This window comes from Paenibacillus sonchi, assembly GCF_016772475.1.
GTDB classification, from domain to species: domain Bacteria; phylum Bacillota; class Bacilli; order Paenibacillales; family Paenibacillaceae; genus Paenibacillus_AQ; species Paenibacillus_AQ sonchi.
This window is the reverse complement of the sequence record NZ_CP068595.1, coordinates 6,933,763-6,959,916: the sequence shown is the minus strand read 5'-3', so window position 1 is coordinate 6,959,916 and position 26,154 is coordinate 6,933,763. Positions and strand designations below refer to the sequence as shown.

The window sequence follows — 26,154 nt, the reverse complement described above, 5'->3', positions numbered from 1 at the left end:
ATGAATTTGCGCTACAGGTTGTTTACGGCGTTTCTGGGCCTGATTATCATTCCTCTGTTTATTCTTGGCATGATTATGTTTTTTGTGACTTATAATTCTATTGAAAAGAAGTACAGCCAGCAATCCGAATATTCGCTGAAAGCGATCAGCTATAGTATTTCCAGCGTCTTCAAGGACATGGACAATGTCACAGACAACGGAATTGCCACCTCTGTATTTCATATGGCCCTTAGCGCAGAGGACCCGTCCAAACAGGATTTAACGGATGCCGAGCAGCTCAGCCTGAACGCCAGCCAGCGCAATTTCCGCAGTCTGCTGTACAATCATCCTTCGATCAGCTACGCTTTTCTTTACAATTTTAATGGAAAAGGCAGCTCGGAGATCGTCTCGGTGTTCAATAAGGAGAATTTCCGGACGCTGCCCTATGACAAGTTCAAGGGAAGTGAGCTGTACCAGGAAGTTATGGAGCTTAATGGTGTGCCCAAATGGCTCGCACCGCATGAATATCCGGAACTGACGGGAACGGAGCCTGTATTTACACAGATCCGTCTGGTGAAGGAGCTCAGTTTTTTTCAGAATATCGGCATTCTGGTGGTGCAGATCAAGAACTGGGAGTTCGAATCGATCTTCCGCAATCTGAAAATCGGGGACAGCGGCCAGAAGGTTTCCTTTATGCTGGTCAATGATGACGGAATGATTCTGTTCGACCCGGACCGCAAGCTGGACGGACAGGACTTCCGTTCATTTACGAATAAGAAGTTCGCCTTTCAAAAAGGATTCCAAAGCTTCAAAACAGAATTCGCCGGGGAGAAGAGCATCCTCTCGGTCTATCATCTTAAGGACTATCCCTGGAGCCTGGTCTCTGTGACTTCGTGGGATTCGTTGTCCCGTGAGGTGACTGTGTTTGCCCGCTGGTTCGTGGTTGTGATTTTCCTGTGCCTGCTGGGTGCAGTGATCTTCAACCTGTTTTTTATGAACCGGATTACAGGCGGCATTGCTGTGATTGTCCGTTTTATGCGCCGGGTTGAGGATGGGGATCTCACTACGCGCGTGGAAGAGAGGGGCAGCGACGAAATGACCCTGCTTGCCAAAGGCTTCAATGATCTGATGGACAAAATCAACAGTTTGTTCAATCGGGTCCATGTGGAGCAGCGGCGCAAAAACCAGGCTGAAATGCGGGTGCTGCAGGCACAGATCAAACCGCATTTTCTGTTCAACACGTTAGAGTCGATCAATGTGCTCGCCGTGCAGAATGAAGGGCGCAAGGTCAGCGAGATGGTCTACAGATTAGCCAGTATTCTGCGGATCAGCATTCAGGACAGGGATGAAATTACGCTGGAAGAGGAAGTCACACATCTGCGCAATTATCTGGATATCCAGAAATTCCGCTTCGAGGATGTATTCGATTATGAGATTGAGATTCCCCAGGAGCTGATGGGCTGCGGAATCCTTAAGCTGACTCTCCAGCCGCTCGTCGAGAACAGTATCCAGCATGGTTTCGAAGGCATTGACTACAAGGGCCTGGTTAGGATAAAGGGCTGGGAGAACCGCGGGAATCTGATTCTGCAAATCCAGGATAATGGAATCGGGATGACTTCAGCCCAGCTCGGGATGTTCCAGTACATGGTGGGTGAATCCGGGGAGTCAGCCGAACGGAACTCCGGGGACATAACAGGGCACGGCATTCATCTGGAGCGGCGCGGGCTCGGCGTCCGCAGCGTAGCTGACCGCATCCGGATTGAATATGGCGACAGATATGGGATTTTTATCTGCGCAAGTCCAGGGGAAGGCACTATCATCCAATGCGTCATCCCTAAATACGGGCAGGGGGAAGATCATTATGCTAAAAGTATTATTGGTTGACGATGAAGCCCCGATTCTGGGCAATCTGCGGCGCGTGCTGCCATGGCAGGAGATGGGGATGGAGATATACGGCATGGCCCGCAGCGGCATGGAGGCACTGCGCATTGCCGAGGAACAGGCCCCGGATCTTGTGCTGTGCGATATCCGCATGCCTGTCATGGACGGATTAACCTTCGTAGGCAAGCTGCGCGAGATGGGGCTGGACAGCGAGGTTCTGCTGCTCAGCGGCTATCAGGAATTCGATTACGCGCGGGAAGCCATCCGGCTGGGCGTGAAGGAATATATCTGCAAGCCGATTCATTATGAGGAGCTGGGCAACAAGGTGCGGGAAATCGGCACACGCATCCGCAGCAAACAGTACAAGGATAAGCTCTATAACAGTATTCCCCTGTTTCAGGAACTTACCCCGGCAGAGGACTCAGCCAAAAAAACGCCGGATCAGCTGATGAACCAGGCGGCCCAATATATTTCGGAGCGGCTGAGTTTTGATCTCGGGATTGAGGAAGTGGCACATAAGATCGGGATCAGCAGCAGTTATTTTTGCCTGCTGTTCAAGAACCGGTTTGCCATGACCTTTGTGGAGTATGTTACTCTCCAGCGGATGGAGGCGGCGAAGTTCATGCTGGCCAGCAGCGACAAGAGCATTGCGGCAATCAGCACGGGTGTGGGTTATCAGGAGCGCCGGTATTTTACAAAAGTGTTCCAGAAGCAGACGGGAATGACTCCTAAAGAATACCGCGATCAGCATAAAGTACCGGGAATACGGTGAGTATGACGCAGTGCGACACGTATATAACTAAACAAGCCATCACTTTTAAGGGCATAGCTCCTTTGAGGTGGTGGCTTCTTCTTGCGCCCCTATGATTCGCGAACCGATGGATATCTTCGTGTATAATGAGTTATACCAATCTTATAATAACCGGATAAAAGGAGCGCAGGCATGTCAAACCGTAAATGGATCTTTGCTCTTATCCCACTCTTTCTGCTGTTCGCCTGGCTGCTGGCTCAATTCACCCTGTCCTTTCTCCAGATTCATCGATTGGTCGAGCCGCTGAAGGCGGCTTCGCCGAGTGCCGCAGTATCCGGTCCAAAGGTTGTGCTGATTTCCCAGGAGCTGGACAATTATTTCTGGCGGTCTATTGAACAGGGCGCCCGCAAAGCTGCCGCCTCCTACGCCATGCGGCTGGATTATATCGGCCCGGACCGCATCAATCCGGCCGAGCAGATCAAGCTGCTGGACAAGACAATTGCAAGCAAACCCGACGCCATTCTGATTCAGGGCCTTAACAATCCGGATTACCGCCGGCTGATCGACAAGGCTGCGGGTCTTGGCATCCCTGTCATCACGGTGGATACGGATGAACCGGAATCCGAAAGAGTGGCTTACGTCGGAACGGATAACGAGCGGGCCGGGAGACAAATGGGAGAGCTTGTGGTGCAGGCCTCCGGTGAGCGGGGCGACATCGGAGTGCTGATCAGCAATGAGCAGGCCGAGAACCAGCGGCTTAGACTAGCCGGATTCCGCTCTGTTATCGGACGCTATCCCGGACTTCAAATCGTGGAAATCAGAGCTTCAGACATTTCGCGGCTTCAGGCTGCGCAGCAGGCGCAGAAGATGCTTATCCAGAGTCCGAATATCCGCTTCATGGTCGGGTTCAGTTCCATGGACGGCCTGGGATTCCTGGAGGCCAAAGAGCGGCTTGGTGCAACCGGACTGCATATTTTTGCATTTGACGATATGGAAGAAACGGTGGATGCCATCCGCCAATCGAAGATCGAATCAGCTGTTGTGCAGCAGCCCGTTGAGATGGGGGAGCAGGCCATTGAACAGCTCCATGATTATTTCAGCGGAAGCCCCCCTCCCACCTTGACGTATACCAAAACCTATGTAATCACGAAGGAGTCTCTGAACCCGGATGATGGAGGAGGTACGGAATGACGATTCGAGCCAAGCTGCTGATTGGTATCCCCCTCCTTGTGGTACTGGCCAACACCATTGCATTTTTTGTGTTCCAAAGTGGAAAGGTTGTTCAGCGGAGTTACGATGAAATGCTGGGCCGGATTCTTCTTATCGAGCAGAGCACCGAATGGGCGGATACTAATCTAAAGCTTCTGTATGCCTTTCTGCTTGATCCGCGAATAGATCAAGCGGAGATGAAATCTGCAGGCGGCCAGTTGGAGCGGTTGAGTGGCGAAATCAAACAGGAAGGCGGGCAGACTGACGTTTCGTTCACACTGGAGGATTACATCAGTATGACCGCCAGCTTTCTTGAACAAAAGCAGGCTGCCATCCAAGCTTCCGCCTCGGAAGACCCTCAGATCGCCTTTGAGCATTATGCGGAAGCTGAGAAGATCGTCGGTTATATCCGTGAGGAAGGTCAGCAGCTGGTCGATGCAGAGCTGGCGTTTTACCGACCGATCATCCAGAATATCCGGGAGGAGAACGATCGGATGAACCGGCTGGGTGCGGCATTATTCGGGATGAATGCGCTTATGGGGGTGCTGCTCGCGGTCTGGGCCTCGCGCAGCATTACGGGGCCTGTCGGCAGATTGGTCGGTCTGGCCAAGCAAATCGCTACAGGAAATCTGGACATCGGCCCCCAGCCAAGCAGGGATGACGAACTCGGCATCCTCTCGAATGCTATCCAGCAAATGTCGGCTGACCTCAGCGTTCTCATTGAACGGGACAAAAAGAGCCTGGAAATGCAGCGTCTTGTGAAGGAACTGGAGCTTCAGGCTCTCCAGAGCCAAATCAATCCCCATTTTTTGTTCAACACTCTTAATGTGCTCTCCAGACTGGCACTGCTGGAAGGAGCCGATAGGACAAGCGATTTGATCGTCTCAATGTCGAATCTGCTCAGATACAGCCTGCAGAAGCTGGACAAGCCTGTTACACTGCAGGACGAAATTGCCCATATCCAGGAATATGCCGCGATCCAGCAGGCGCGCTTTCGGGAACGCATCCGGTTTGAACTGGATTTCGATCCGTCTGTATTGCAGGAGGAGATACCGGCTCTGACGCTTCAGCCAATTGTCGAGAATGCTTTTCTGCACGGTGTAGCCAATATGGAGAGTGGAGCTGTTATCAGCCTGGTGCTTCGGAGAACCGGCGGCGAGGTGTGGATAGAGATTTCGGACAACGGGATCGGGATGCCTGAGGAGACTTTGCAGTCCATCTTGCGGCTGGAAGCCGGAGCTGAGAGCGGCAAGTCCACCGGACTCGGTACGCGGAATGTATTGAAACGGCTTCAACTGTTTTTTGGAGAGGAGAATTTGGTCCGAATCCACAGCAGGCTTGGTCAAGGAACAACGATAACCATTAGAATTCCTGCAGGAAAGGGAGGTGAGTAAAATTTATGTACAGGCTTCTGATCGCGGATGATGAGCCCTTGGAAAGAGAGGGGCTGGAATTAACCGTGGAGCGGTCCATGCCGGGGATATTCCGCTTCATTCATGCCGGCAACGGACGCAAGGCAATCGAATGCGCGGAGGAGCATCGCCCCCACATCGTCATTCTGGACATCAATATGCCTGGAATCGGCGGACTGGAGGCGCTTCGCGAGCTGAAGGAGCGGCTGCCGGATACCCGGTTCGTGCTTGTTACCGCCTATGATTATTTTGCTTATGCCCAGGAGGCGCTCTCTCTGGGGGCGAAGGAATATATTTTGAAGCCTGCCAAACGTGAACAGATTATCGGCACGCTGAAAAGATTGATCTCCGAGATCGAGCGGGAGAAGCAGCTGCGCGCCGAGGAGCTGGAGCTCCGCCACAAAATGTCCCAATTGCTGCCTCTCGTTGAAAATGAACTGGCATTGATATTAATGGTTGACCAGACGGCGGATTCCACCGCATCCCAGCTGTCGGAGTGGCTCGATTTCCCGCTTGATCAGGGAAGCGCCATCGTTGTGGCCTTCGAGGGGCACCCCTCCTTGCAGGAGAAGAAGAAGATTTACGACCATTTCCGCAGCTTTGTCAAAATCCATAGCTCTGCCAGCATTGTAAGCTCCTTGATCGACCATCACCTCGTCATTTTTGTACGGAAGCCTCTCTCCATGGGTGAGAACGACTGGCGTGAAAGGAATAAAGAGATTGCCAGGCAGCTTTTCGAGCTTGCCTCCCAGCAGACGGGAATTCAGGCTGCCGTCGGGATCGGATCGCTGCGAAGAGGAGAGGAGGGGTTCCGCGAGTCATATTTCGAAGCGGTATTTGCTTCAACGCTGCAGGAAAACGGAGAAGCTTATAGTCACTTTGAAGAGCTGAAGCGGATAGGCTCACCGCATGACCCTGGGCCTATAAGCACCGCTCCCCAGCAGTCCTACGTCATTTCGGCACTTCATCGGATTCGCGAGCAGCGGGAGGAGCAGACTTTGACGGTGCTGGGCAGGGCCAAAAAATATATCGAGGAACGTTACACGGACGATATTTCGCTGGAGGAGGTCGCCGATTACGTCCATTTGAATCCCCACTACTTCAGCAAAATATTTAAACAGGAATACGGAGAAACGTTCATAGATTTCGTAACCCGGCTGCGGATTGACAAAGCCATCTCGCTTATTGGCGAAGGCCGGCTGAGCCTGAAGGAGGTCAGCTTTGAAGCGGGTTACAAGGACCCCAATTATTTTAGCCGCGTCTTCAAAAAGATAACCGGCGTTTCGCCCACCGAGTTCCGGGGGAAGCAGCAATAGTCCTTTGAAGTTCCATGCCGGATCCCCGGCATGGATTTTTTTGAGGTATACAGTCAAAAAAATGCTAGTCTCCTCACAGCCCTCTTCCGTTCCCGGCTCAAGGTCAAGATAGTGCTTATAATCGCCCATTTAGTGAAGACGATAGCCGGCTTCCGCAGGCAAAACGCGTGCTATACTTCTTCACAGGAACTATCTTGAAGGGTTAGAGATAGATACATGGAAGGGAGTAACGGAAATGGCTATTGTTATTAATAAAGAGATATCTCAGACGAAAGCGCTTAAAAATGAGAAGCCCAATATGCTTTTTGTTACGCTGGTATCGATTGTTGCGGCGCTTGGAGGCATCTTGTTCGGCTTTGATATTGCGGTCGTCTCGGGGGCGGTCGGTCTGCTGCAGCAGCATTTTGCACTCAGCGAATTTCAAGTGGGATGGGCGGTATCCAGCTTGATTGTGGGAAGTGTAACAGGTGCTGCGCTTTCAGGGTATATGAGTGAACGATTTGGAAGAAAGAAGGTGCTGTTAGCCGCAGCCATTCTGTTCATTCTCGGTTCGGTGGGCTCGGCGGTACAGGATACTTTTACAGGGTATATTATCGCCCGCATGATCGGCGGCATCGGCATTGGGATTACTTCCACCATCTGCCCTGTCTATAATGCGGAAATCGCCCCTGCCAAATACCGGGGACGTCTGGTTGCTCTGAACCAGTTGGCTATCGTCTCGGGCATATTCCTGGTTTACTTTTTGAATCTGTGGATTGTCGGTATGGGAGACGAAGCTTGGGATGTTTCTACCGCTTGGCGCTGGATGTTCGGAGTGGGGGCCGTTCCGGGACTGTTGTTCATGATCCTCATGCTGTTCATACCTGAGAGTCCCAGATGGCTCATCAAACGGAACCGGCCCTATGAAGCGCTGCCGATTCTGGTGAAAATCCATGGGGAAGAAGCCGCTAAGCAGGAAGTTCTCGATATCAAGGAGTCGTTCAATAATGAAAGCGATTCGTTCAAGCAATTGTTCACTCCCGGCATCCGGAGTGCACTCTTCATCGGTGTCATGCTCGCCGTAATGCAGCATATTACCGGCATCAACGCCATTTTGTACTATGCCCCCGAAATATTCAAAGGAATGGGACTCGGTACGGATGCTTCTCTGACACAGACCATCTGGATTGGACTGATCAATGTGCTGTTCACCATTATTTCGGTATGGCTCATCGACAAGGTGGGCAGGAAAGCGCTGCTTCTGACCGGAACCTCATTAATGACCCTCTGTCTGGCGATTATCGGAGCTGCTTTTCAAATGGACTTGACTACGGGGCCGCTCGTGTTGATCTTGATTCTGATTTATGTCGCCTCTTTCGCCATATCGCTTGGACCGGTTGTATGGGTGATGCTGTCGGAGATTTTTCCGAACCGCATCCGGGGCAAAGCGGTCGCAATCGCTTCGATGGCCCTATGGGCCGGCGATTATCTGGTATCCCAGCTTTTCCCGCCATTGCTGAGTTCGGCGGGTCCTGCTAATACCTTCTGGATTTTCGGGATTGCCTCTTTGTTCTCTCTTCTGTTTATTTGGCGGGCCGTTCCTGAAACGAAGGGCAGATCGCTTGAGCAAATGGAGGCTATGTGGACGGGGAAAAGGTCTGAAGTCCATAACTAATCGCCCTATAAGCTATGCAAATATACAGGAAATGCACGAAAAGAGACGCTTACCTTGTTCCCAATGGTAAGCGTCTCTTTTGTATGGAGAAAAAAAGAAAACCGTGAGAATGAAATGGGCAATCGGCGATAATAAGAGCGGGAGGGCAAAAATGAATCCAGTAGGTGTATGTCCTTGTTTTTGTGAAAAAAATGGTAATTATTTTTGATCTTTTCTTAATATTTAATGAAACTTTTTGGGGTGTCATGCGTCTAATACTATGTTTTGTAAAATGAACGTGGCAAAAACCGCAGCGGCTGATCCGTTTGGATGCTGTGTTTTTGCGGGAATATAAGGCGTGCACAGAAAGTCTTAATTTCCTTATATAACACAAATGGGAGCAGAAGGAGTTATACCATGAATTTGAAAAAATTATCTTTAGTTGCAATCCTGGCTGTATCGCAGGTTGCAGCGGCAGTGCCGGCTTTTGCCGCCCCTGTAAGCACTACAACTATATCCGGCACAGTAGTTCAAGCGGCCGAGGCTACCCCGACGCCTGCGGCGACTCTAATGCCTGAATCAACAGATCCGCTGCCCCCGCTGGTGTCACCGGGCAGTGCAACGCCTACGCCTACGCCGGTACCAACATCTATACCAACAACGGCACCGGTAACTACTTCTTTACCTAATGCGACACCGGTGCCGACTAGTTCTGCACTGCCGGCTGCAACCCGGATCCGGCAATGACCCCGCTCCCTGGAGCGTCGGCGCTGCCTACTGAAGCTCCTGGCCTGGTTGCACCGCTTGCCACCGGAGGACAGATTATCCCTGCTGCAGGAGCAAACCAGCTCATCCTCATGATGAACAGCAACAAAATGTACATGAACGGCAAAGAGTATTTGGCCAACCAGCCAATGGCCGTCAAAAATGGGGTGTCCTATGTTTCGATCCGTGCCATGGTGGATATGGTTAAGGTGAAATATACCTATGATTACAAAACAAAGGAAGTTATTGTAACCAAGGGCGACAGCATCATGCGCTTTAAGACGGACAGCAAGATTTATACGGTAAATGGCAGCAAGGAGACCATGAAAGGGCCTGCATACCAGTTCAAGGGCACGTTCATGATTCCTCTGACCTCGATTACCAAAGCCCTTTCATTAAAATATTCTGTAGATAATGTGGGAAAACGTGTCATTCTTGAGCTGAACACAAAGCCAACGGCTTCCTTTACGGTACAGCCTGCAGAAATCTACGCCGGAGTAACACCGGTGACTTTTGTAACCAAAAACTCATCACCAAACGGCACTGCCATTGTACAAGAGCTTTGGAATGAAAATAAAAAAGACATGTACGATCAGCCGGGCTTTTATACAATCACTTATTCGGTCCAGGATGCAGCCGGACTATGGAGTGATCCGTATTCCGCGACCATTCAAGTGCTGCAGCCGAACCAGCCGCCAGTGGCGAATTTCTCAACGGATAAAGATGAATACAAAATGGGTGAGCCGGTTACCCTTACCGACCTTAGTACGGACCCTGAAGGAGAAGAGCTGACGGTTGAATGGACGAACCGCGCACTGGCTTATTTTAATCCGGGACCTGTTTCGCTTCAGCTCAAAGTGACAGACAAACATGGATTGAGCAGCACGTTCGAAAAAACCATCAATATTACAAGCGAACAAATGTATACCCAGGATGAGGTAGCGAAGCTGTTCACTGTTCCGGGAGACATTATCTCTATGGACGGCGGAATGATTCCGGGACTGCCTAACCTGACGTACAATTTATCTTCCGAGCCTTATATGCTGATTCGCAGCAACAGTCCGGAAACGGTCAACGCCGAGGGCGTGCTGTACCGCGAAACTGCACTTGGCTCCACCCGTTTTCTGGTCCATCACATGAACAATATGTCTACAAGACAAAAGCTGTATGTTATTGCAACGAACCGCAATCTGTATCCAACGACGATTACCACCCAGTACCTGGGGATTGCCGGTCCGGCCTTGTCGCCGGAATATACAGGTAAAATTTCGATCCAGAAATATTTTAATTCCATGCTCACCAACTCCAGCTATGGAACCATCACGCTTCAGCCGGGACAGAGTATTCCCATTATGACTGACGTGAGCAAAATCGCCATGAAGCCCGGTGAAGTGCTCTCGCTGAGCGCGGATCTGTTCAGTGATTTAGCTGTGCAGTATGATGTTGTGATGGTTGAGCAGAGTAAAGATCCGGTAGCGCTGCTGTCAACGCTTCCTCTGCTGGACCGTGATGGGGTGCACAACCGGGGAACCTACCCGGATTCGACCCGCATCATCAGTGTGTTCGATCAGGTTGGGGCCACACAATCCAAGCTGGTGCTTGGCGACAACGACAAAGACAAGAATCTGATTGGTACCGATCCGATGAGCGGAACTGAGGCTTCAAACGCAGGTAACTTCGGTGTACTCTACAAAATCAGGCTTGAGAGTGTCGCTAAGAATACGCTGATTACGTTCAATCCGCGCGGAGGCAATTATCTGGGCTCGCTGATGGTCAACGGTACGATTGTCAATCTGCCGAACAAAGGAAACTTGGCCAGTTCCGATATGAATGCCGTGGTCTACCGCTCGGGGAACTACGAAGGTCCGGTGGATATCGTATTCTCGGTTGCTTCCGGCAGCAATCTTCCGGTGAACCTTGTCTTCACACCGATTCCGGCTCCTAAATAAGCCGGCGGCTTCACTAACAGGCCCGTCAGCACTTCCTATGGGGAATGGCTGGCGGGCCTTTTGCTGCCGGTAAGCGCGGCTTCATTGACGGGGCTTTGGTTTTGGGGCATTATAAAGAGAGTGCAACACAAAGACCATGTTATGGGAGATGAGCGAATGCTGTCGACAGATCAAATACTGGAAGCCATGTCGGGGCAGGGACTGCGAATCACCGATCAGCGCAAAACGCTTGCCAAGCTATTCGGCGAGAATACGGGATATTTATCCGCCAAGGATGTATATGAGCATATGGGCCGCAAATACAGCGGACTCAGCTTCGATACCGTATACCGCAATCTGCGGGTGATGGAGGAGCTGGGAGTTTTGGAGCAAGTGGTGTTTGAGGACGGGGTGAAGTTCAAAGGCAGCTGTAATCAGGATCATCACCATCACCATATGATTTGTCTTCAATGCATGAAGACTTACCCGATTCATTTCTGCCCGATGAATCTGACGGATACGCCCGACCAGTTCCGGGTGGTTAAGCATAAATTCGAGGTGTTCGGCTACTGCAAGGAATGTGAACAGCACCGTGAAGAAGAGACAGCCCTGGCGGCACACGGCAAAGAAGGCCACTGACATGAGTGCGGGACGCAGAGCCATTCAGGCGCCAATCCGTGTATACCGCAAGTATATCTCCCCATCAAACCGGCAACCTGCCGGTTCTATCCCACGTGCTCAGCCTATGCTCTGGAGGCGATCGAGGTCCATGGTCCGGTAAAGGGCTCATGGCTTGCCGCCAAGCGGATCGCCAGATGCCATCCCTTTCATCCCGGAGGGCTTGATCCGGTGCCGCCGCGGGATGAACGGTTATCGGGGGATGAATCAGTCAAGCCAACTTGACATGAAGCCTGCACATGGGTATATTTTGAATAATACGATGATTTCCAAAGAACGGATAAGTAGATCAGGACGACCATTACAGAGAGCCGGAAGCGCTGGGAACCGGTATGGTACGCCAGGTCGAATATGGTCCGGGAGGAACTGTAGGCGAGCGGCAGGCCGTGCAAGGGCGGATGCGTAAGGCTACGGCGTGATCCAGCGTTAATGGACAGTTCCCAGGCGGGAACTGGCGAAGCCTGTGCTCTGTGAGGAGCCGGGGAATTTTGGGTGGTATCGCGTGAGTAATCTCTCGCCCCATATCGGGGCGGGAGTTTTTTGTGTTTGCCAAGACGAAAGGATGACCAGGAAATGAGCGACAAGAAAACATTTTATCTGACAACCCCGATCTATTATCCGAGCGACAAGCTGCATATCGGCCATGCCTACTCGACGGTGGCCGGGGATGCTATGGCCCGCTACAAGCGGCTGCGCGGCTATGAAGTCCGTTATCTGACCGGTACCGATGAGCATGGGCAGAAGATTGAAGAGAAGGCAGCAAAGGCCGGCAAGACGCCGCAGGCGTTCGTCGACGACATCGTGGTGGGAATCAAGGAGCTGTGGCGCAAGCTGGACATCTCTAATGACGATTTTATCCGTACCACGGAGGAGCGCCATAAACAGGTGGTGGCGGATATTTTTGACCGGCTGCTGAAGCAGGGCGATATTTACAAGGGGGAATATGAGGGCTGGTACTGTATCTCGGATGAAACCTTTTACACAGAAACTCAATTGGTGGATATCGAGCGTGATGCGGACGGCAAGGTGATCGGGGGCAAAAGCCCGGATAGCGGCCATCCCGTCCAGCTGGTGAAGGAGGAAAGCTATTTCTTCCGGATGAGCAAATATGTGGACAGGCTGCTGGCGTATTATGAGGAGAACCCGGATTTTATTCAACCGGAATCGCGCAAAAATGAAATGATCAACAATTTCATCAAGCCGGGGCTGGAGGATCTGGCCGTCTCCCGGACAACGTTTGATTGGGGCGTTAAGGTCAAAGGCGATGACAAGCATGTGGTCTATGTATGGATCGATGCCCTGACCAATTATATCACAGCCCTGGGCTATGGCTCCGGGGACCGCAGCCTGTACGATAAATTCTGGCCTGCGGATGTTCATATTATGAGTAAGGAAATTGTCCGTTTCCATACGATTTATTGGCCGATCATTCTGATGGCGCTTGGCGAACCGCTGCCGAAAAAGGTGTTTGCGCATGGCTGGCTGCTGATGAAGGACGGCAAAATGTCCAAATCCAAGGGCAATGTCGTGGACCCCGTAACCCTGATCGACCGCTATGGCCTGGATGCGCTGCGCTACTATCTCCTGCGCGAGGTTCCGTTCGGCTCGGATGGCACCTTCACCCCGGAGAGCTTTGTCGACCGTGTCAACTATGACCTCGCAAATGACCTTGGAAACCTGCTGAACCGCACGGGGGCCATGGTGGAAAAGTATTTCGCTGGTGTGCTTCCGGCCTACGCGGGCAATGTGACTGCTGTTGACGGTGAGCTTGAGGCAGCGGCTAAGAGCACATATGCCAAAGTGGAAGAAGCTATGGAAAAAATGGAGTTCTCTGTAGCGCTCACAGCGATTGGCGCGTTCATCAGCCGGACGAATAAATATATCGATGAGACTCAGCCTTGGGTGCTCGCGAAGGACGAGAGCCGTAATGGCGAGCTGGCTTCTGTGATGAGACATCTCGTGGAAGGGCTGCGCACCGCATCCATTCTGCTGCAGCCGTTCCTGACCGAGGCACCGGCCAAAATCTGGCAGCAGCTCGGTATTGAGCCGGGTGAGCTGACCACCTGGGACAGCGGCAAGTCCTTCGGCCTGATTCCGGCCGGCACGAAGCTTGCAAAAGGCGATCCGATCTTCCCGCGCCTGGATGTGGCGCAGGAAGTGGCCTACATCGCCGAAGCGATGGGCGCCGGTAAACCGGCGGCAGCGGAGGCGGAGCCGGCTCCTGAAGCCGGAGCCGCACCAGCCGCAGCAGCCGGGCCGGAGGAGGAGCACAAGGAAGAAATCGGCATCGACGATTTCGCCAAAGCGGAGCTGCGGGTGGCCCAGGTTATCGCGGCCGAACCGGTGAAGAAGGCGGATAAGCTGCTGAAGCTGCAGCTGGATCTGGGCTATGAGCAGCGCCAGGTGGTCTCCGGCATTGCCAAGTTCTACACACCGGAGGACCTGGTGGGACGCAAGGTGATCTGCATTGTGAACCTGAAGCCGGTGAAGCTGCGCGGCGAGCTGTCGCAGGGCATGATCCTGGCCGCCTCCAAAGGCGACCAGCTGACCATTGCCACCGTGCCGGACAGCATGCCGAACGGCGCGATTGTGAAGTAGGCCGGGACTGATCCGGCCTTGGCTTACAGAAAGGGACAACCTGCGAAAATGGCGCAGTTGTCCTTTTTTTATTGTTTAGGTTGTAGTGGGCTTGTTGACTTATCGTAACTATTACTATTATAATTCAAATAGTAAAATTTACGATTTGAGGAGTCGATCAATCCAATGTTAACCAAGAGCCTGCACAGGGGCGTGCTGCTTACGCTGACTTTGCTGGTATTTTTGCTGCTTGCAGCCTGTGGTCCGAAGAGCAGCGGAAGTATCGTGGAAGGTAAAGTCAACGTAATTACTACTTTTTATCCTATATATGAATTTGCCAGCGAGATTGGCGGGGAGGATATCCATGCCATCAATCTGCTGCCGGTAGGTGTAGAGCCGCATGATTGGACACCGCGCAGCCAGGATATTATCAATACCTCCAAAGCTCAGCTGTTCCTGTACAATGGAGCGGGGCTGGAAGGCTGGGTGCCGAATTTCCTGAAGAGCCTGGATGCGGACAGCGAAGCCAAAGCGGTGGAGGTCAGCAAAGGTGTTGATTATATCATGACTGACGAGGAAGACGGGCATGATCATGGTGGAGAAGGGGAAGCAGAAGCAGAAGGCCACACAGACACTCTGCATACCGACCCCCACACCTGGGTAAGCCCCAGATCAGCGCTTATTATGGCGGAGAATATAAAAGAAAGCCTGCAGTCTGTTGACCCTGCGCATAAGGATGGTTACGAAGAGCGTTACAACAAGCTTGCGGAGCGTCTGAAGGCGCTGGACAGTAAATTTGCAACAGAACTTGCCAAGCTGCCTAATCATGAGATTGTGGTATCCCACCAGGCTTTTGCTTATTTGGCCCGTGATTACGGGTTGACCCAGCATGCCATTATGGGACTGTCCGCCGATGCGGAACCGCGCAGCCAGGACCTGCTGAAGCTTGCCGATCTGGTGAAGAAGGAAGGCATCCGCTATATTTTCTTCGAAGAGCTGGTATCGGACAAACTGGCCAAAACTCTTGCGGCTGAAGCCGGGGTATCCACCATGGTGCTTAATCCGGTAGAAGGGCTGACAGAAGCACAGGAGAAGAATGGGGACAATTATTTCACCCTGATGGAGAAAAATTTGCAAAATCTGATTCTGGCCTTACAATAATAAGGAAAGTATAAGTAGAAAGTATAAGTGAAAGGCGGTACTCACATGCAACCGGTATCCCTGGACTGCCATCAGCATATGATCGAAATACAGGACCTATCCTTCTCCTACGGCGAACAGAAGGTAATAACGGAACTCAGCTATACGGTGAAGGAACGGGATTTCCTCGGCATTATCGGCTCCAACGGGGCAGGTAAAACCACTCTTCTGAAAATGATCGTCGGTTTGCTCCCCGCAACCAGCGGCGAAATCAAGCTGTTCGGACAATCGGTCAAAAAGTTCAAGGACTGGGAGCGGATTGGCTATGTGCCGCAGAAAAACGCGTTTAACCCATTGTTTCCGGCAACTGTGCGTGAGGTCGTGATGTCCGGATTATACAATAACAAAAATCTGATCCGCAGAGTATCCAAAGCACAGCAGCAGAAATGCGACGATGCGCTGGAAGTGATGCGGATACAGGATATAGCGGATAAAAGAGTCGGCCAGCTGTCCGGCGGCCAGCAGCAGCGCGTCTTTCTGGCCCGGGCGCTGATCAATCATCCCGATCTGCTGATTTTGGACGAACCTACGGTCGGCATTGATGCCGAGACGCAGGCAGGGTTCTTCGAATTGATTATGCATATGCATGCGCATCACCACATGACGTTCCTGATGGTGTCGCATGACATTGACATGATCAAGAACTATCTGGGCGAGGAGTCGGTGCAAAAGAACGGCAAAATCAATTTTTACTGCCGCCATTCCCATGACGCCCAGGATTGCGCCGTAGACAACCTGCAGCATACAATCTCATAATCTGACTCTGTATAAGCTGAACTTAAGAATCAGGTATGCGCCCCGACGAATCCCTGTGTTGACAGGGGGCGTCACTTAAGTTCACTCTATATAGTTAATTTGCGCAGGGGATTAATAATTGCATGCTAAGGTTAGTTTAGTTGTACTTTGTGCAGTTAAAAACTAACTTTTTCGTGCGTATAAGGAGCTAATTGCACTTCGTACACTTATATATGCTTAATGTTGATCAAACGCCGGGTTAGCCCGCTTCTTAGTGTACGAAGTACATTTAAAACCTCCAAACAACCTTTTATATATCAAATAGTTGCAGCAAATACAGTTATAACGTTTGATGCGAAAAGGAGTTTACGCAAAAACGCAATTATTTAATGACGCAAAGACGATATATAGTTAGTCATACGATAAAGCAGGGGTTTGTATCAGTAGTATCTAGATCCCGCATCCGTTAAGCGTATGGTGGGCTGGTAAGAGTCCGGTTTGGGTTTGTGATATCAGTACCTAGATCCCGCGTCCGTTAAGCGTGTCCCGAAGGGACGGAAAGCGATCCTTCATCCCCGTCTCTAAGCACCATCTACCGATTCTCTCACGCAAGTTGCCCTTGCCGGGTGTCCAGAGGGCGGAGCCCTTGGGCCCTCCCTTGGAAGGGAGGGTTTGGGAGGGATCGAATATAAAGGAGATTGAAATTTTGGAAATTCTATTCAGTGATTTTTTTCAGCGGGCGCTTGCGGGCGGGCTGATGATCGGGATTACTGCGCCGCTCATCGGCGTGTTTCTGGTCCTGCGCCGCCTGTCCATGATCGGCGATACGCTGGCGCATGTGACGATTGCCGGGGTAGCGCTCGGCTTTTTGACCGGCTTTTATCCGCTGGGAGCGGGGCTGATCTTTGCGGTCGTGGCGTCCTTCGCGATCGAGAAGCTGCGCAAGGCGTACAAAAGCTATGCCGAGCTGTCGATCGCCATCATTATGTCGGGCGGGGTAGCGCTGGCCTCGCTTTTTTTTACCTTGGGCAAAGGGTATAATGCGGATGTGATGAGCTACTTGTTCGGCAGCATTTATACGCTCGACAACACCGATCTCATCGTCGTGGGGATCGTTACGCTGGCGGTGGTGGTCGTGGTAACCCTGTTTTTCAAAGAATTTTTTCTGCTCAGCTTTGAGGAGGATGCAGCCAGCGTGAGCGGGCTGCCCGTGAAGCTGCTGAATATGCTGATTACAGTGCTGACGGCGCTTGTGATCAGCACGGCGATCAAGATCGTCGGCTCGCTGCTGGTGTCGGCGCTGCTGACTATTCCCGTGGCAATCAGTCTGCTGCTGTCGCGCAGCTTCAAGTCTTCGGTGATGCTGTCCGTCATCATTGCAGAGATTGCGGTGGTTGGCGGGCTGGTGGTGGCAGGAATTTGGAATCTGGCCCCTGGCGCCACGATTGTTCTCCTGCTGATCGCATTTTTGTTCTTGACACTGATCGGTAAAAAAGGTCTGCCAGCGTAAGAAGTTCGTGAAAGTGTTCTGCTTTTCTGCCCATAACGAAGTGACCCTTAAGCCCGGAAGGAGAGAAGCCACTTTGTCTAATCTGAATGCAGGAATTGCTTTTGCTGCCGGTGTGGCGTCTTTCATATCGCCCTGCTGTCTGCCGCTGTACCCTTCCTATCTGAGCTATATCACCGGTCTGTCCGTTCAGGAATTAAAGGCCGGAAGCAATACCCGAAAGGCCCGGTTCCGGACCATCAGCCATACGCTGGCCTTTATTCTTGGGTTGTCGGCAGTGTTCTATACCATCGGCTTCGGAGCCGGGCTGTTTGGAGAAGTATTTCAGGAGCAGCGGGATTTAATCCGGCAATTGTCTGCCATTCTTGTGATGGCGATGGGGCTGTTCCTGCTGGGGATTTTTCAACCCAAGTTTCTGCTCCGTGAACACAAACTCAATCTGCGATGGAAGCCGGCAGGCTATCTGGGCTCGTTCATTCTCGGCATCGGCTTCTCAGCAGGCTGGTCTCCATGCATTGGCCCGATCCTGACTCCAATCATTGCGCTGTCGGCCAGCGACCAAGGGGCCTGGTTTACGCTGATTACGGCCTATTGCATCGGCTTTGCGCTGCCCTTCTTCGTGCTGGCCTTCTTCCTCGGCGGAGCGCGGCGCATCCTCAAATATTCCAATCTGCTGATGAAGGTGGGCGGCGGACTGATGATTTTCATGGGACTCCTGCTGTTTACGGATCAGATGTTCCGCATCACCATATGGCTGCAGGGAATTACGCCGGATTGGCTGAAGTTCTAACTGCTGAACCCAATGACCGCCTTCCAATCAGGTAAAATAATCAATTCCCGCTTGCGGGAAATGTTCAAAAATCCGCTCTGTGATGAATTCCCGCAGGGCGGTTTGCTGTTCATCGGGATAGACGTATTTGTGCTGGCCCCAGCGGCCCCATTTCTTTTTACGCTTCTCGATGTCCATTTCCAGTTTGGATTTCGGATAACGTTTCTCGATGACGGTTTTGGCCGTCTTGGTGAACCGGTGCTGAATCATTTCAAAAGTAAGGCCTTTGCCCGCTTCCGGCGGCAGCGCCTGGGCCAGCTTCGCCAGCAGCCCGGCGTACCCTTCCTGCCAGCCCTCATGCCAGATGATCGGGGCGATGATGAAGCCAAGCGGGTACCCGGCCCGGGCGATTTGTTCGGCAGCTTCAATCCGTTCCTCGAAGCGTGCGGTCGCCGGCTCGAAATTCCGGATCACGTAATCGGCGTTCACACTGAACCGGATTCGGGTGTGGCCGTTATGCTTCAGGCGGAGCAGCGGCTCAACATGCTGGTATTTGGTGACAAAACGCAGCCGCCCCAGCGGCTCGTCCGCAATGAAGGTAATCAGCTCGGCCAGAGAACCGGTGATATGCTCCAGTCCCAGCGGATCGGAGGTGCACGCCGCTTCAAAGGAAGTGATCTCCGGCGCGCGTTCTTCGATATATTTTTTGGCCGCGTCGATCACATCGCCTGTATTGACATACACACGGATATACGGTTTGGCGCCAAGGGTTGTCTGCAGGTAGCAGTAATGGCAGTGGCCCATGCAGCCGGTGGCAATCGGAATGGCATAGTCAGCAGAGGGCTTGGACTGGTCAAAGGTCAAGGTTTTGCGGATGCCCACCACAAGGGTCCGTTTGGCAATTTTATATTGCTCCAGCTCTGTTTCTCCCGGCAGATTGGTAATCCGGTTGTGTGAAGTAGTCATGCGGTAAGGGATATTCTGCGCTTTGACCCATTCCATGATCCGCTCACCTTTGGGATATTTCAGCGCCTCCGGCTCAAAAAAACAAGTTCAGGAATAAACAGGCCGGTGGGCCTGCGGTGTTTTTTGGCGGAGGGGCGTTCGGTTATTGCCGTGGTCATGAATTCACGCTCCTTATGAATGAGGATATGGCTATTGTGCCGAGATCGGGCCGGTGAAAACCATGGAAAACATCGCTAGGCGCTGTGGGAACTGTGCCGCAGGACTTGCCAAGGAGCGGCAGAAACATGTATCATTGTTAGAGCAAGGTCCGCCCCGGCGCCACGCTCATTATAGAAAAGAGGTAAAGTTGAATGCCAACACCCAGCATGGAGGATTATTTGGAGCGCATATACAAGCTCATCGACGAGAAGGGTTATGCGCGGGTCTCGGATATTGCCGAGGGACTGGAAGTCCACCCCTCCTCTGTGACCAAGATGATCCAAAAACTGGATAAGGACGAATATCTCATCTATGAGAAATATCGTGGGCTTGTCCTAACAAGCAAAGGGAAAAAAGTGGGAAAACGTCTCGTTGACCGCCACCAGCTGCTGGAGGAATTCCTCGGCCTGATCGGAGTCCAGCAGGAGCATATTTATAAGGATGTGGAAGGAATCGAGCATCATTTGAGCTGGGACTCCATTACGCGCATTGAGACGCTGGTGGAGTATTTTCGCCGTGATGAAGCGCGTCTGCAGACCTTATACGATATTCATCTTGAACTGGTCAGCGACTCATAAATGATGTTGTTTTTGTGTGATTACCGCAACCTTTCCAGTTTTTTTACGTCATAACGGTATCGTTCTTTTTTGTTTCAGGACTCCGTTTGGCAAGAGAAACGGCCGTCTCCCTTTTGATAAGGACGAGAAGGCCGTTTTTTGGTGTCCGCGCAAAATTTTACTGTATACCGGGGAGGAATTATGAATTACCGTAAATGGATGTTAGGGTTATTGGTGCTGCTGTTATGTCTCCCGCTCGGTATGACCGGCGTTCGGGCGACGGCGATACCGATAACCATTGAGCTGGACGGCGAGGCCTTGAGCAGTGATGTGCCGCCGTTTATTACCGCTTCAGGTGTGACTATGGTGCCTGTAGGTGTAGTCAGCAAAGGGCTGGGTGCAGCGGTCGAGTGGAATCAGAGCAATAAGACTGCTACGATCAGCAAAGGGGAGAATGTGCTGAAGCTCACCAGCGGCAAAAAGACAGCCGATGTAGGGGGAACACCGGTAGCCTTGGATACCTCTGTGCAGATTGTGCAGGGCCGGGTGACAGTGCCGTTGCGTTTTGTAAGTGAGCAGCTTGGGCTGCAGGTCGTCTGGAATCAGGCAACCAAACACATTGCGCTGTATTCAAATACGGAGATTGTCGGACCGTCCGCGCCGGTAGTGCCTGCACCGACAAGCGTGCCGTCACCAACCCCTGTGCCGACACCTAACGTGCCAACGCCGAACGTGCCGACACCAACAGTTCCTGTACCGACAGTTCCATCGGTTCCGGGAGCGAAGGCCCCGAAAGAAATGAAGGGCGCCTGGATCTCAACCGTGTTCAATCTGGACTGGCCTTCTACTTCCTCAGCGGGCAATGAGGCCAAGCAGAAGCAGGAATTCAACACATTGCTCGACAAGCTGCAAAAAACCGGCTTCAATGCCGTATTCGTGCAGGTCAGACCCTCCGGAGACAGCCTGTATCCCTCGGTGCTTGTTCCCTGGTCCAAGGTATTGACCGGCTCGCAGGGCAAGAATCCGGGTTATGATCCGCTGGAATTTATGATCAGTGCCGCTCACAGCAGGGGCATGCAGTTCCATGCCTGGTTCAATCCGTTCCGTGCGACAACAGATGCCAACACGGCCAATCTGGCGGGCAATCATGTGGCAAAAGCCCATCCGGAATGGATCGTCAAAGCGGACAGCAAGCTCTATATTAATCCGGGCATTCCGGAAGCCCGCCAGCATATCATCGATACCGTAATGGAAGTAGTGAAGGGCTATGACATTGACGGGGTCCATCTGGATGATTATTTCTATCCATCCGGATCTTTTGCCGATGATGAGGCGTTCAAGACCTATAATTCCAAGTCCATCAGCTCCAAGGGGGATTGGCGGCGGGACAATATCAATGATTTCATCAGCCGGCTCGGCCAGTCCATTCATGGCGTGAAATCGGATGTCTCCTTCGGTGTCAGCCCGTTTGGCGTCTGGCGCAACAAGAAGGCGGACAGCACGGGTTCCGATACCACGGCAGGGGTATCTGCCTATGACGACATGTACGCCGATACGCGGACCTGGATACGCAGCGGCTGGATCGACTATATTGCCCCGCAGATTTATTGGAGCCTCTCCTTCAATGCGGCACGGTACGACAAGCTCGTGGACTGGTGGGTGAACGAGGTGAAGGGTACCGGAGTCAAGCTCTACATAGGACAGGCCACCTACAAAGTAGGAACCGACAAAAGCGCTGAGTGGCAAAGCGGCGAACAGATTATCAACCAGTTAAAATATAATGAGAAATACAATGAAGTAGCCGGCAGCATTATGTTCAGAGCGAACGATATTGTAAGCCGCGATCCTTTTGGACTCGCCAGCCTGCTGACCTTTTATTTCAAGTCATGAAATTTCCCCCGTGCTCATAGATAAGCATTAGGTCTATGGAACGGGGGATGACTGTCTATGGAGATCAATGCCGTATTTGAAGGCGGGGGTGTGAAGGGGATCTCGCTCGCGGGCGCGGTTCAGGCATCAGAGCAGGCGGGGGCGGTGTTTAAGCGGGTGGCCGGAACCTCTTCGGGCTCGATCATCGCTTCGCTGCTTGCGGCGGGGTATGACGGTGAAGACATGAGCAGGATTATCCAGGCCACCGCTTTTACCTCCTTTCTAAAAAGGGGCTTTCTCTATAATACGGCTTATGTGGGACCGGCCTTTCGGGTGCTGATCAAAAAAGGGCTGTATTCCGGGGAGGCACTGGAGTCGTGGATACGCGGGATTTTGAAAGAAAAAGGGCTTGTCACCTTTGGAGATCTGCCCCGCGGCAAGCTGTCCATTATCGCCTCCGATATTACGAACGGCCGTCTGGTTGTGCTGCCTGACGACTTGAAGCTGTATGGGATCTCCCCGGACGGCTTCGAGGTGGCCAAAGCGGTGCGGATGAGCTGCAGCATCCCGTATTTTTTTGATCCGGTGATGCTGCGGCTGAGCAATGAAGCGGCTAAAGGAAAGTCTTTTGCTGAGCAGTTTGTCTATATGGTCGATGGCGGCTTGTTAAGCAATTTTCCGTTGTGGCTGTTCGACGAGAAGGAGGAGGGCTTCAAAAGCCCGGGCCGCAGAATCCCCACGGTCGGGTATCAGATGATCGGCAAAACCGAACCGCAGCCGCACAGGATTACCGGTCCTTTCAGCATGCTGCAGGCTATGGTGGGCACCATGCTGTCTGCCCATGATGAACGGTATATTGAAACGGAGAAATTTATCCGGACGGTTAAGATTCCCACCTTGGGCATCGCGATGACGGAGTTCAATCTCGCGCCGGAGAGAAGTGACGAGCTGTATGCGGCCGGATACAAGGCGGGGGAGGCGTTTTTCGCAAATTGGCGGCCGCTTCCGAAGCCTACGATTTTCTAAGTCCATTTGCATAAAAAAGCCTTCCCGCGTATTGCAGCGCGGGAAGGTTTTTTTAATGATATTTGGGCAGCTGCTCATCGTTTTTGCCTTTGCTGCCTTCGATCACCTGAAACGGATAGGTTTTGCGTTTGCCGGGAGCTGCCGGCTGCGTTTTGCGCAGGCCTGCGACTTTGGCCATGGTTTTTTGGGAAGGGATGACTTTCGTTTGGGATCTGCCTGAACCCCGGCCATAGCCGGCCTTGAAAGACCGGTTCGCGTAAAACACAATTCCTAAAAGCAAAAGCGGAATAATCAAAGACGTCAATGCCCCGAAGCCCACCAGCATAAACCGCGTAACCAAACCCAGTACCGCCAGCGCTACACTTATCCAAAAAATCAAAGCATGCTTGATCATAGACCACTCATCCTTTCGCAGGATCCAATATTCCGCCTGACACACTTGCTTCAGTATATGCCCCTGCTTCGATTGCGGCATCCAGCTCCCGCATCCGGTTAAATGAGGCGATGGAGACTTCGACCATTTCATCCTTGGGCTCCTTGGTTGTCAGCAGCTGCAGCCACAGTCCGGGGTAGCCCAGGTACTTCAGTCCCGGAATGTCTCTTACGGCATTGGTTCCTTTCAGAACCTCAAAGGAGATACCGATTACGACAGGCAGCAGCACAATCCGCTGCACTACACGTTCAACCAGGTTATCCCAAGGGAACACCGAATAGATAATGACGCCAAGGATAATCGTCAGCATCATGAAGCTGCTTCCGCAGCGGTAATGCAGACGGCTGTACTTCTGCACGTTCGCTACTGTCAGCTCTTCACCGGCTTCAAATGCGCTGATGACCTTGTGTTCGGCGCCATGGTACTGGAACAGCCGCTTCACTACAGGGGTCTGGGAGATAGCCCACAGATAGACGAGCAGCAGAACCAGCTTAATTCCTCCTTCTACGAGGTTGTGCAAAATGTAGTTATCAAATGCATTCTTGAACAGAAAATTTTCAACAAAGACGGGAACAAGGGTAAAGATCAGCTTGCCGAAAAGGAAAGATAAAATCCCCATGATCGCTACGCCAAAAATCATCCCCAGGCTCCAGCCCTCTTCCTTTTTCTTGGCTTTCTCCTGCTGCTTAGCCTGATCCTCCGGCTCCGTCTCATCCTCGGCATAGGATTCCGCCGAATAATTCAGGTGCTTCGAGCCTTTGGCGCTGGAATCTATAATACTGACAAGGCCGCGAAGAAGCGGTATCCTGCGCAGTTTTACGACCCAGCTCTTATCGCTTCTCGGCACCTCCAAAAATGTAATTTCCCCGTTCTTCCTTCTTACGGCAGTTACGTTGATATGCTTGCCGCCGAACATAACGCCTTCAATGACGGCTTGGCCGCCGTAACTTGGAGTTTCTTGGGACAACCAATTCACCTTCCCGTGTTTTAATGTGGTTTATATAATACATTGTAACTAATTTATGGCGACATTGCTAGTTGGATTGCCTTTTACTGTACATACTAGGAACTGGGAGGAGAGAGCCGGCAGGCAATTCCAATCCATTGAAAGAGAGGCAGCATAATGAGCAAATCCCATAAGCAAAAATCGGAACATACGAACCCCTTTCTTTTCAGCATAGAGCTGGGCTTTTTCGCCGGATTCATCTGGGGTGGGGTACGCTGGCTGATCTATACCCTGCGTTTTACCAAGGTAATCCCCGGATTTCTGGCCGAGCCCTTTTTTAAGCATGAGTTCCTGATGACACCGGCGGGTCATCTGTTAGGATATTTATGTTTTATTGCTTTTTCGGTGGTAGCGTCCCTGCTGTATGTGCTGATCTTGCGCAAGCTGAAGGGGCCATGGCCGGGGATGATCTTCGGGATGCTGTGCTGGTCGGCGATCTTCCTTGCCGGATCCTGGCAATTCCTGCAGCAGAAGATGTTCAGGCTGCCGTGGAACTCTGTGGTCAGTGAATTTTGCATCTTTTTGCTCTGGGGATTATTCATCGGATATACGGCGGCAATGGAATACACAGATGAACGGAAACGCGAACAGCAGACAAAGCTTGCCTGACAGCCCGAAAAAACTTCTCAAGGGCATGACCCTATGTTAAAATACAATGTGGCTATTTCGAGAGGAGAATGAAAATGGGCAACAAGCGTGTCTCCAAGCTGCGCAAGGTTTTGCAGGAACAGGGATTGGATGCGATCTTAATAACCAGCGGCATTAACCGCCGCTATTTAAGCGGATTCACCGGTTCTTCCGGTTATGTGCTGATCACCGGCGATGACAGCTATCTGCTGACTGACTTCAGGTATATGACACAAGCGGCGGAACAGGTTACAGGCCTGAAGGTGGTACAGCATGGTCCGAAATTTATTGAGACGGTCCGCGAGCTGCTGCAGGGCGCGAATGTCCGCATCGGCTTCGAACAGGATGATGTGACTTTCAGTGCTTACAGTACATATGCGGCTGCACTGCAGCCTGCGGTGCTGGTGCCGGTCTCCAAGGCTGTTGAGAATCTGCGGGCGTTCAAGGATGAAGGCGAACTTGCAGTGATGCAGCGTGCTGCGGATCTGGCGGATGCCACGTTCAGCCACATCCTGAATGTGATCAAGCCCGGCATGACCGAACGTGACGTGGATCTGGAAATGGAATTCTACATGCGCACCCACGGCGCAACCTCATCTTCGTTCGATACGATTGTGGCTTCCGGTGAACGATCAGCGATGCCGCATGGCGTGGCAAGCAGCAAGGTCATTCAGAACAACGAATTCGTGACCTTCGATTTCGGTGCGCTGTTGGATGGCTACTGCTCGGATGTAACACGTACGATCGCTTTGGGCTCTCCGGACCCCAAGCTCAAAGAAATTTACGATATTGTGCTTGAAGCGCAGCTTCACACGCTGGCCAATATCAAGCCGGGCATGACCGGAAGGGAATGCGACGCTCTGGCGCGCGACATCATCACCCGTTACGGCTACGGTGAATATTTCGGACACAGCACAGGACACGGTCTGGGTATGGAAGTTCATGAAAACCCGCGGTTGTCCAAGCTGGCGGATGAAATTATGGAACCGGGTATGGTTGTAACTGTGGAGCCAGGCATTTATTTGCCGGGTCTGGGCGGGGTGCGGATCGAAGATGATATCGTGATCACCGAAAGCGGCATGAAGCTGCTGACCCATTCTTCAAAGGATTATTTAGTATTGTAAGGTGTTAA

Annotated in this window: 21 protein-coding genes and 2 pseudogenes; 20 read left to right on the top strand and 3 right to left on the bottom strand. The window is 52.0% G+C overall.

Translation table 11 applies throughout. The features are described from left to right. From JI735_RS31350 to JI735_RS31280, 15 genes and pseudogenes are all read left to right on the top strand, one after another. Positions 1 to 1,863: a cache domain-containing sensor histidine kinase gene (locus tag JI735_RS31350; protein WP_039838556.1), complete on the top strand. Its 1,863-nt coding sequence runs from the start codon at positions 1 to 3 to the stop codon at positions 1,861 to 1,863. Beyond that, a complete protein-coding gene (locus JI735_RS31345) occupies positions 1,841 to 2,632 on the top strand; it encodes a response regulator transcription factor (RefSeq protein ID WP_039838555.1) in 792 nt (263 codons plus the stop codon). The genes JI735_RS31350 and JI735_RS31345 overlap by 23 nt, the downstream gene beginning before the upstream one ends. A 171-nt stretch (positions 2,633 to 2,803) precedes the next feature. Continuing rightward, positions 2,804 to 3,802: a substrate-binding domain-containing protein gene (locus tag JI735_RS31340; protein WP_039838554.1), complete on the top strand. Its 999-nt coding sequence runs from the start codon at positions 2,804 to 2,806 to the stop codon at positions 3,800 to 3,802. Continuing rightward, positions 3,799 to 5,214, top strand: a complete 1,416-nt coding sequence (locus JI735_RS31335) for a sensor histidine kinase (protein ID WP_039838553.1) — start codon at positions 3,799 to 3,801, stop codon at positions 5,212 to 5,214. The genes JI735_RS31340 and JI735_RS31335 overlap by 4 nt, the downstream gene beginning before the upstream one ends. Before the next feature lie 5 nt (positions 5,215 to 5,219). Continuing rightward, on the top strand, positions 5,220 to 6,548 hold the full coding sequence (locus JI735_RS31330) for a response regulator (protein WP_202676777.1): 1,329 nt from the start codon (positions 5,220 to 5,222) through the stop codon (positions 6,546 to 6,548). Between the two features lie 235 nt (positions 6,549 to 6,783). Beyond that, positions 6,784 to 8,202 (top strand): sugar porter family MFS transporter, encoded by a 1,419-nt coding sequence (locus tag JI735_RS31325; protein ID WP_039838550.1) that lies wholly within the window; start codon positions 6,784 to 6,786, stop codon positions 8,200 to 8,202. A gap of 396 nt (positions 8,203 to 8,598) precedes the next feature. Further along, complete coding sequence (locus JI735_RS31320; protein ID WP_202676776.1) at positions 8,599 to 8,928, top strand: hypothetical protein; 330 nt, start codon at positions 8,599 to 8,601, stop codon at positions 8,926 to 8,928. Continuing rightward, positions 8,925 to 10,895 carry a copper amine oxidase N-terminal domain-containing protein gene (locus JI735_RS31315; RefSeq protein WP_202676775.1) on the top strand — a complete coding sequence of 657 codons (1,971 nt, stop codon included), beginning with the start codon at positions 8,925 to 8,927 and terminating at the stop codon, positions 10,893 to 10,895. Before JI735_RS31320 ends, JI735_RS31315 begins: the two co-directional genes overlap by 4 nt. Before the next feature lie 156 nt (positions 10,896 to 11,051). Next, positions 11,052 to 11,513, top strand: a complete 462-nt coding sequence (locus JI735_RS31310; protein WP_039838548.1) for a Fur family transcriptional regulator — start codon at positions 11,052 to 11,054, stop codon at positions 11,511 to 11,513. A gap of 1 nt (position 11,514) precedes the next feature. Continuing rightward, positions 11,515 to 11,777: pseudogene (gene yidD / locus JI735_RS31305) on the top strand (membrane protein insertion efficiency factor YidD). A gap of 348 nt (positions 11,778 to 12,125) precedes the next feature. Beyond that, positions 12,126 to 14,150 (top strand): methionine--tRNA ligase, encoded by a 2,025-nt coding sequence (metG, locus tag JI735_RS31300; RefSeq protein ID WP_202676774.1) that lies wholly within the window; start codon positions 12,126 to 12,128, stop codon positions 14,148 to 14,150. A 165-nt stretch (positions 14,151 to 14,315) separates the two neighbouring features. Beyond that, on the top strand, positions 14,316 to 15,290 hold the full coding sequence (locus JI735_RS31295) for a metal ABC transporter solute-binding protein, Zn/Mn family (RefSeq protein ID WP_039838543.1): 975 nt from the start codon (positions 14,316 to 14,318) through the stop codon (positions 15,288 to 15,290). A gap of 45 nt (positions 15,291 to 15,335) precedes the next feature. Then, positions 15,336 to 16,085 carry a metal ABC transporter ATP-binding protein gene (locus JI735_RS31290; protein WP_039838542.1) on the top strand — a complete coding sequence of 250 codons (750 nt, stop codon included), beginning with the start codon at positions 15,336 to 15,338 and terminating at the stop codon, positions 16,083 to 16,085. A gap of 685 nt (positions 16,086 to 16,770) precedes the next feature. Further along, complete coding sequence (locus JI735_RS31285; RefSeq protein ID WP_039838541.1) at positions 16,771 to 17,574, top strand: metal ABC transporter permease; 804 nt, start codon at positions 16,771 to 16,773, stop codon at positions 17,572 to 17,574. Between the two features lie 73 nt (positions 17,575 to 17,647). Continuing rightward, a complete protein-coding gene (locus JI735_RS31280) occupies positions 17,648 to 18,361 on the top strand; it encodes a cytochrome c biogenesis CcdA family protein (protein WP_039838540.1) in 714 nt (237 codons plus the stop codon). A 27-nt stretch (positions 18,362 to 18,388) separates the two neighbouring features. Here JI735_RS31280 and splB read toward each other — a convergent pair. After that, positions 18,389 to 19,464, bottom strand: a pseudogene (gene splB / locus JI735_RS31275) (spore photoproduct lyase). A gap of 192 nt (positions 19,465 to 19,656) precedes the next feature. On the opposite strand from splB, the gene mntR reads away from it, so the two are divergent. The 3 genes from mntR to JI735_RS31260 all read left to right on the top strand — a co-directional run bounded on the left by mntR (position 19,657) and on the right by JI735_RS31260 (position 22,956). Then, positions 19,657 to 20,082: a transcriptional regulator MntR gene (gene mntR / locus JI735_RS31270; RefSeq protein WP_019909637.1), complete on the top strand. Its 426-nt coding sequence runs from the start codon at positions 19,657 to 19,659 to the stop codon at positions 20,080 to 20,082. 180 nt (positions 20,083 to 20,262) lie between these two features. Beyond that, positions 20,263 to 21,951 (top strand): family 10 glycosylhydrolase, encoded by a 1,689-nt coding sequence (locus JI735_RS31265; RefSeq protein WP_039838545.1) that lies wholly within the window; start codon positions 20,263 to 20,265, stop codon positions 21,949 to 21,951. A 57-nt stretch (positions 21,952 to 22,008) separates the two neighbouring features. Then, positions 22,009 to 22,956 carry a patatin-like phospholipase family protein gene (locus tag JI735_RS31260; protein WP_039838538.1) on the top strand — a complete coding sequence of 316 codons (948 nt, stop codon included), beginning with the start codon at positions 22,009 to 22,011 and terminating at the stop codon, positions 22,954 to 22,956. 52 nt (positions 22,957 to 23,008) lie between these two features. On the opposite strand, the gene JI735_RS31255 is transcribed toward JI735_RS31260, so the two are convergent. After that, entirely contained in the window at positions 23,009 to 23,350 is a 342-nt protein-coding gene (locus tag JI735_RS31255) for a hypothetical protein (protein WP_020429194.1), read from the bottom strand. Positions 23,351 to 23,357: 7 nt separating this feature from the next. After that, positions 23,358 to 24,305, bottom strand: a complete 948-nt coding sequence (locus tag JI735_RS31250) for a DUF1385 domain-containing protein (protein ID WP_085979315.1) — start codon at positions 24,303 to 24,305, stop codon at positions 23,358 to 23,360. A gap of 207 nt (positions 24,306 to 24,512) precedes the next feature. On the opposite strand from JI735_RS31250, the gene JI735_RS31245 reads away from it, so the two are divergent. After that, positions 24,513 to 25,004, top strand: a complete 492-nt coding sequence (locus tag JI735_RS31245) for a YqhR family membrane protein (RefSeq protein ID WP_039838536.1) — start codon at positions 24,513 to 24,515, stop codon at positions 25,002 to 25,004. A gap of 74 nt (positions 25,005 to 25,078) precedes the next feature. Further along, positions 25,079 to 26,146, top strand: a complete 1,068-nt coding sequence (locus tag JI735_RS31240) for a M24 family metallopeptidase (RefSeq protein WP_039838535.1) — start codon at positions 25,079 to 25,081, stop codon at positions 26,144 to 26,146. The last annotated feature ends 8 nt before the right edge of the window (positions 26,147 to 26,154 follow it).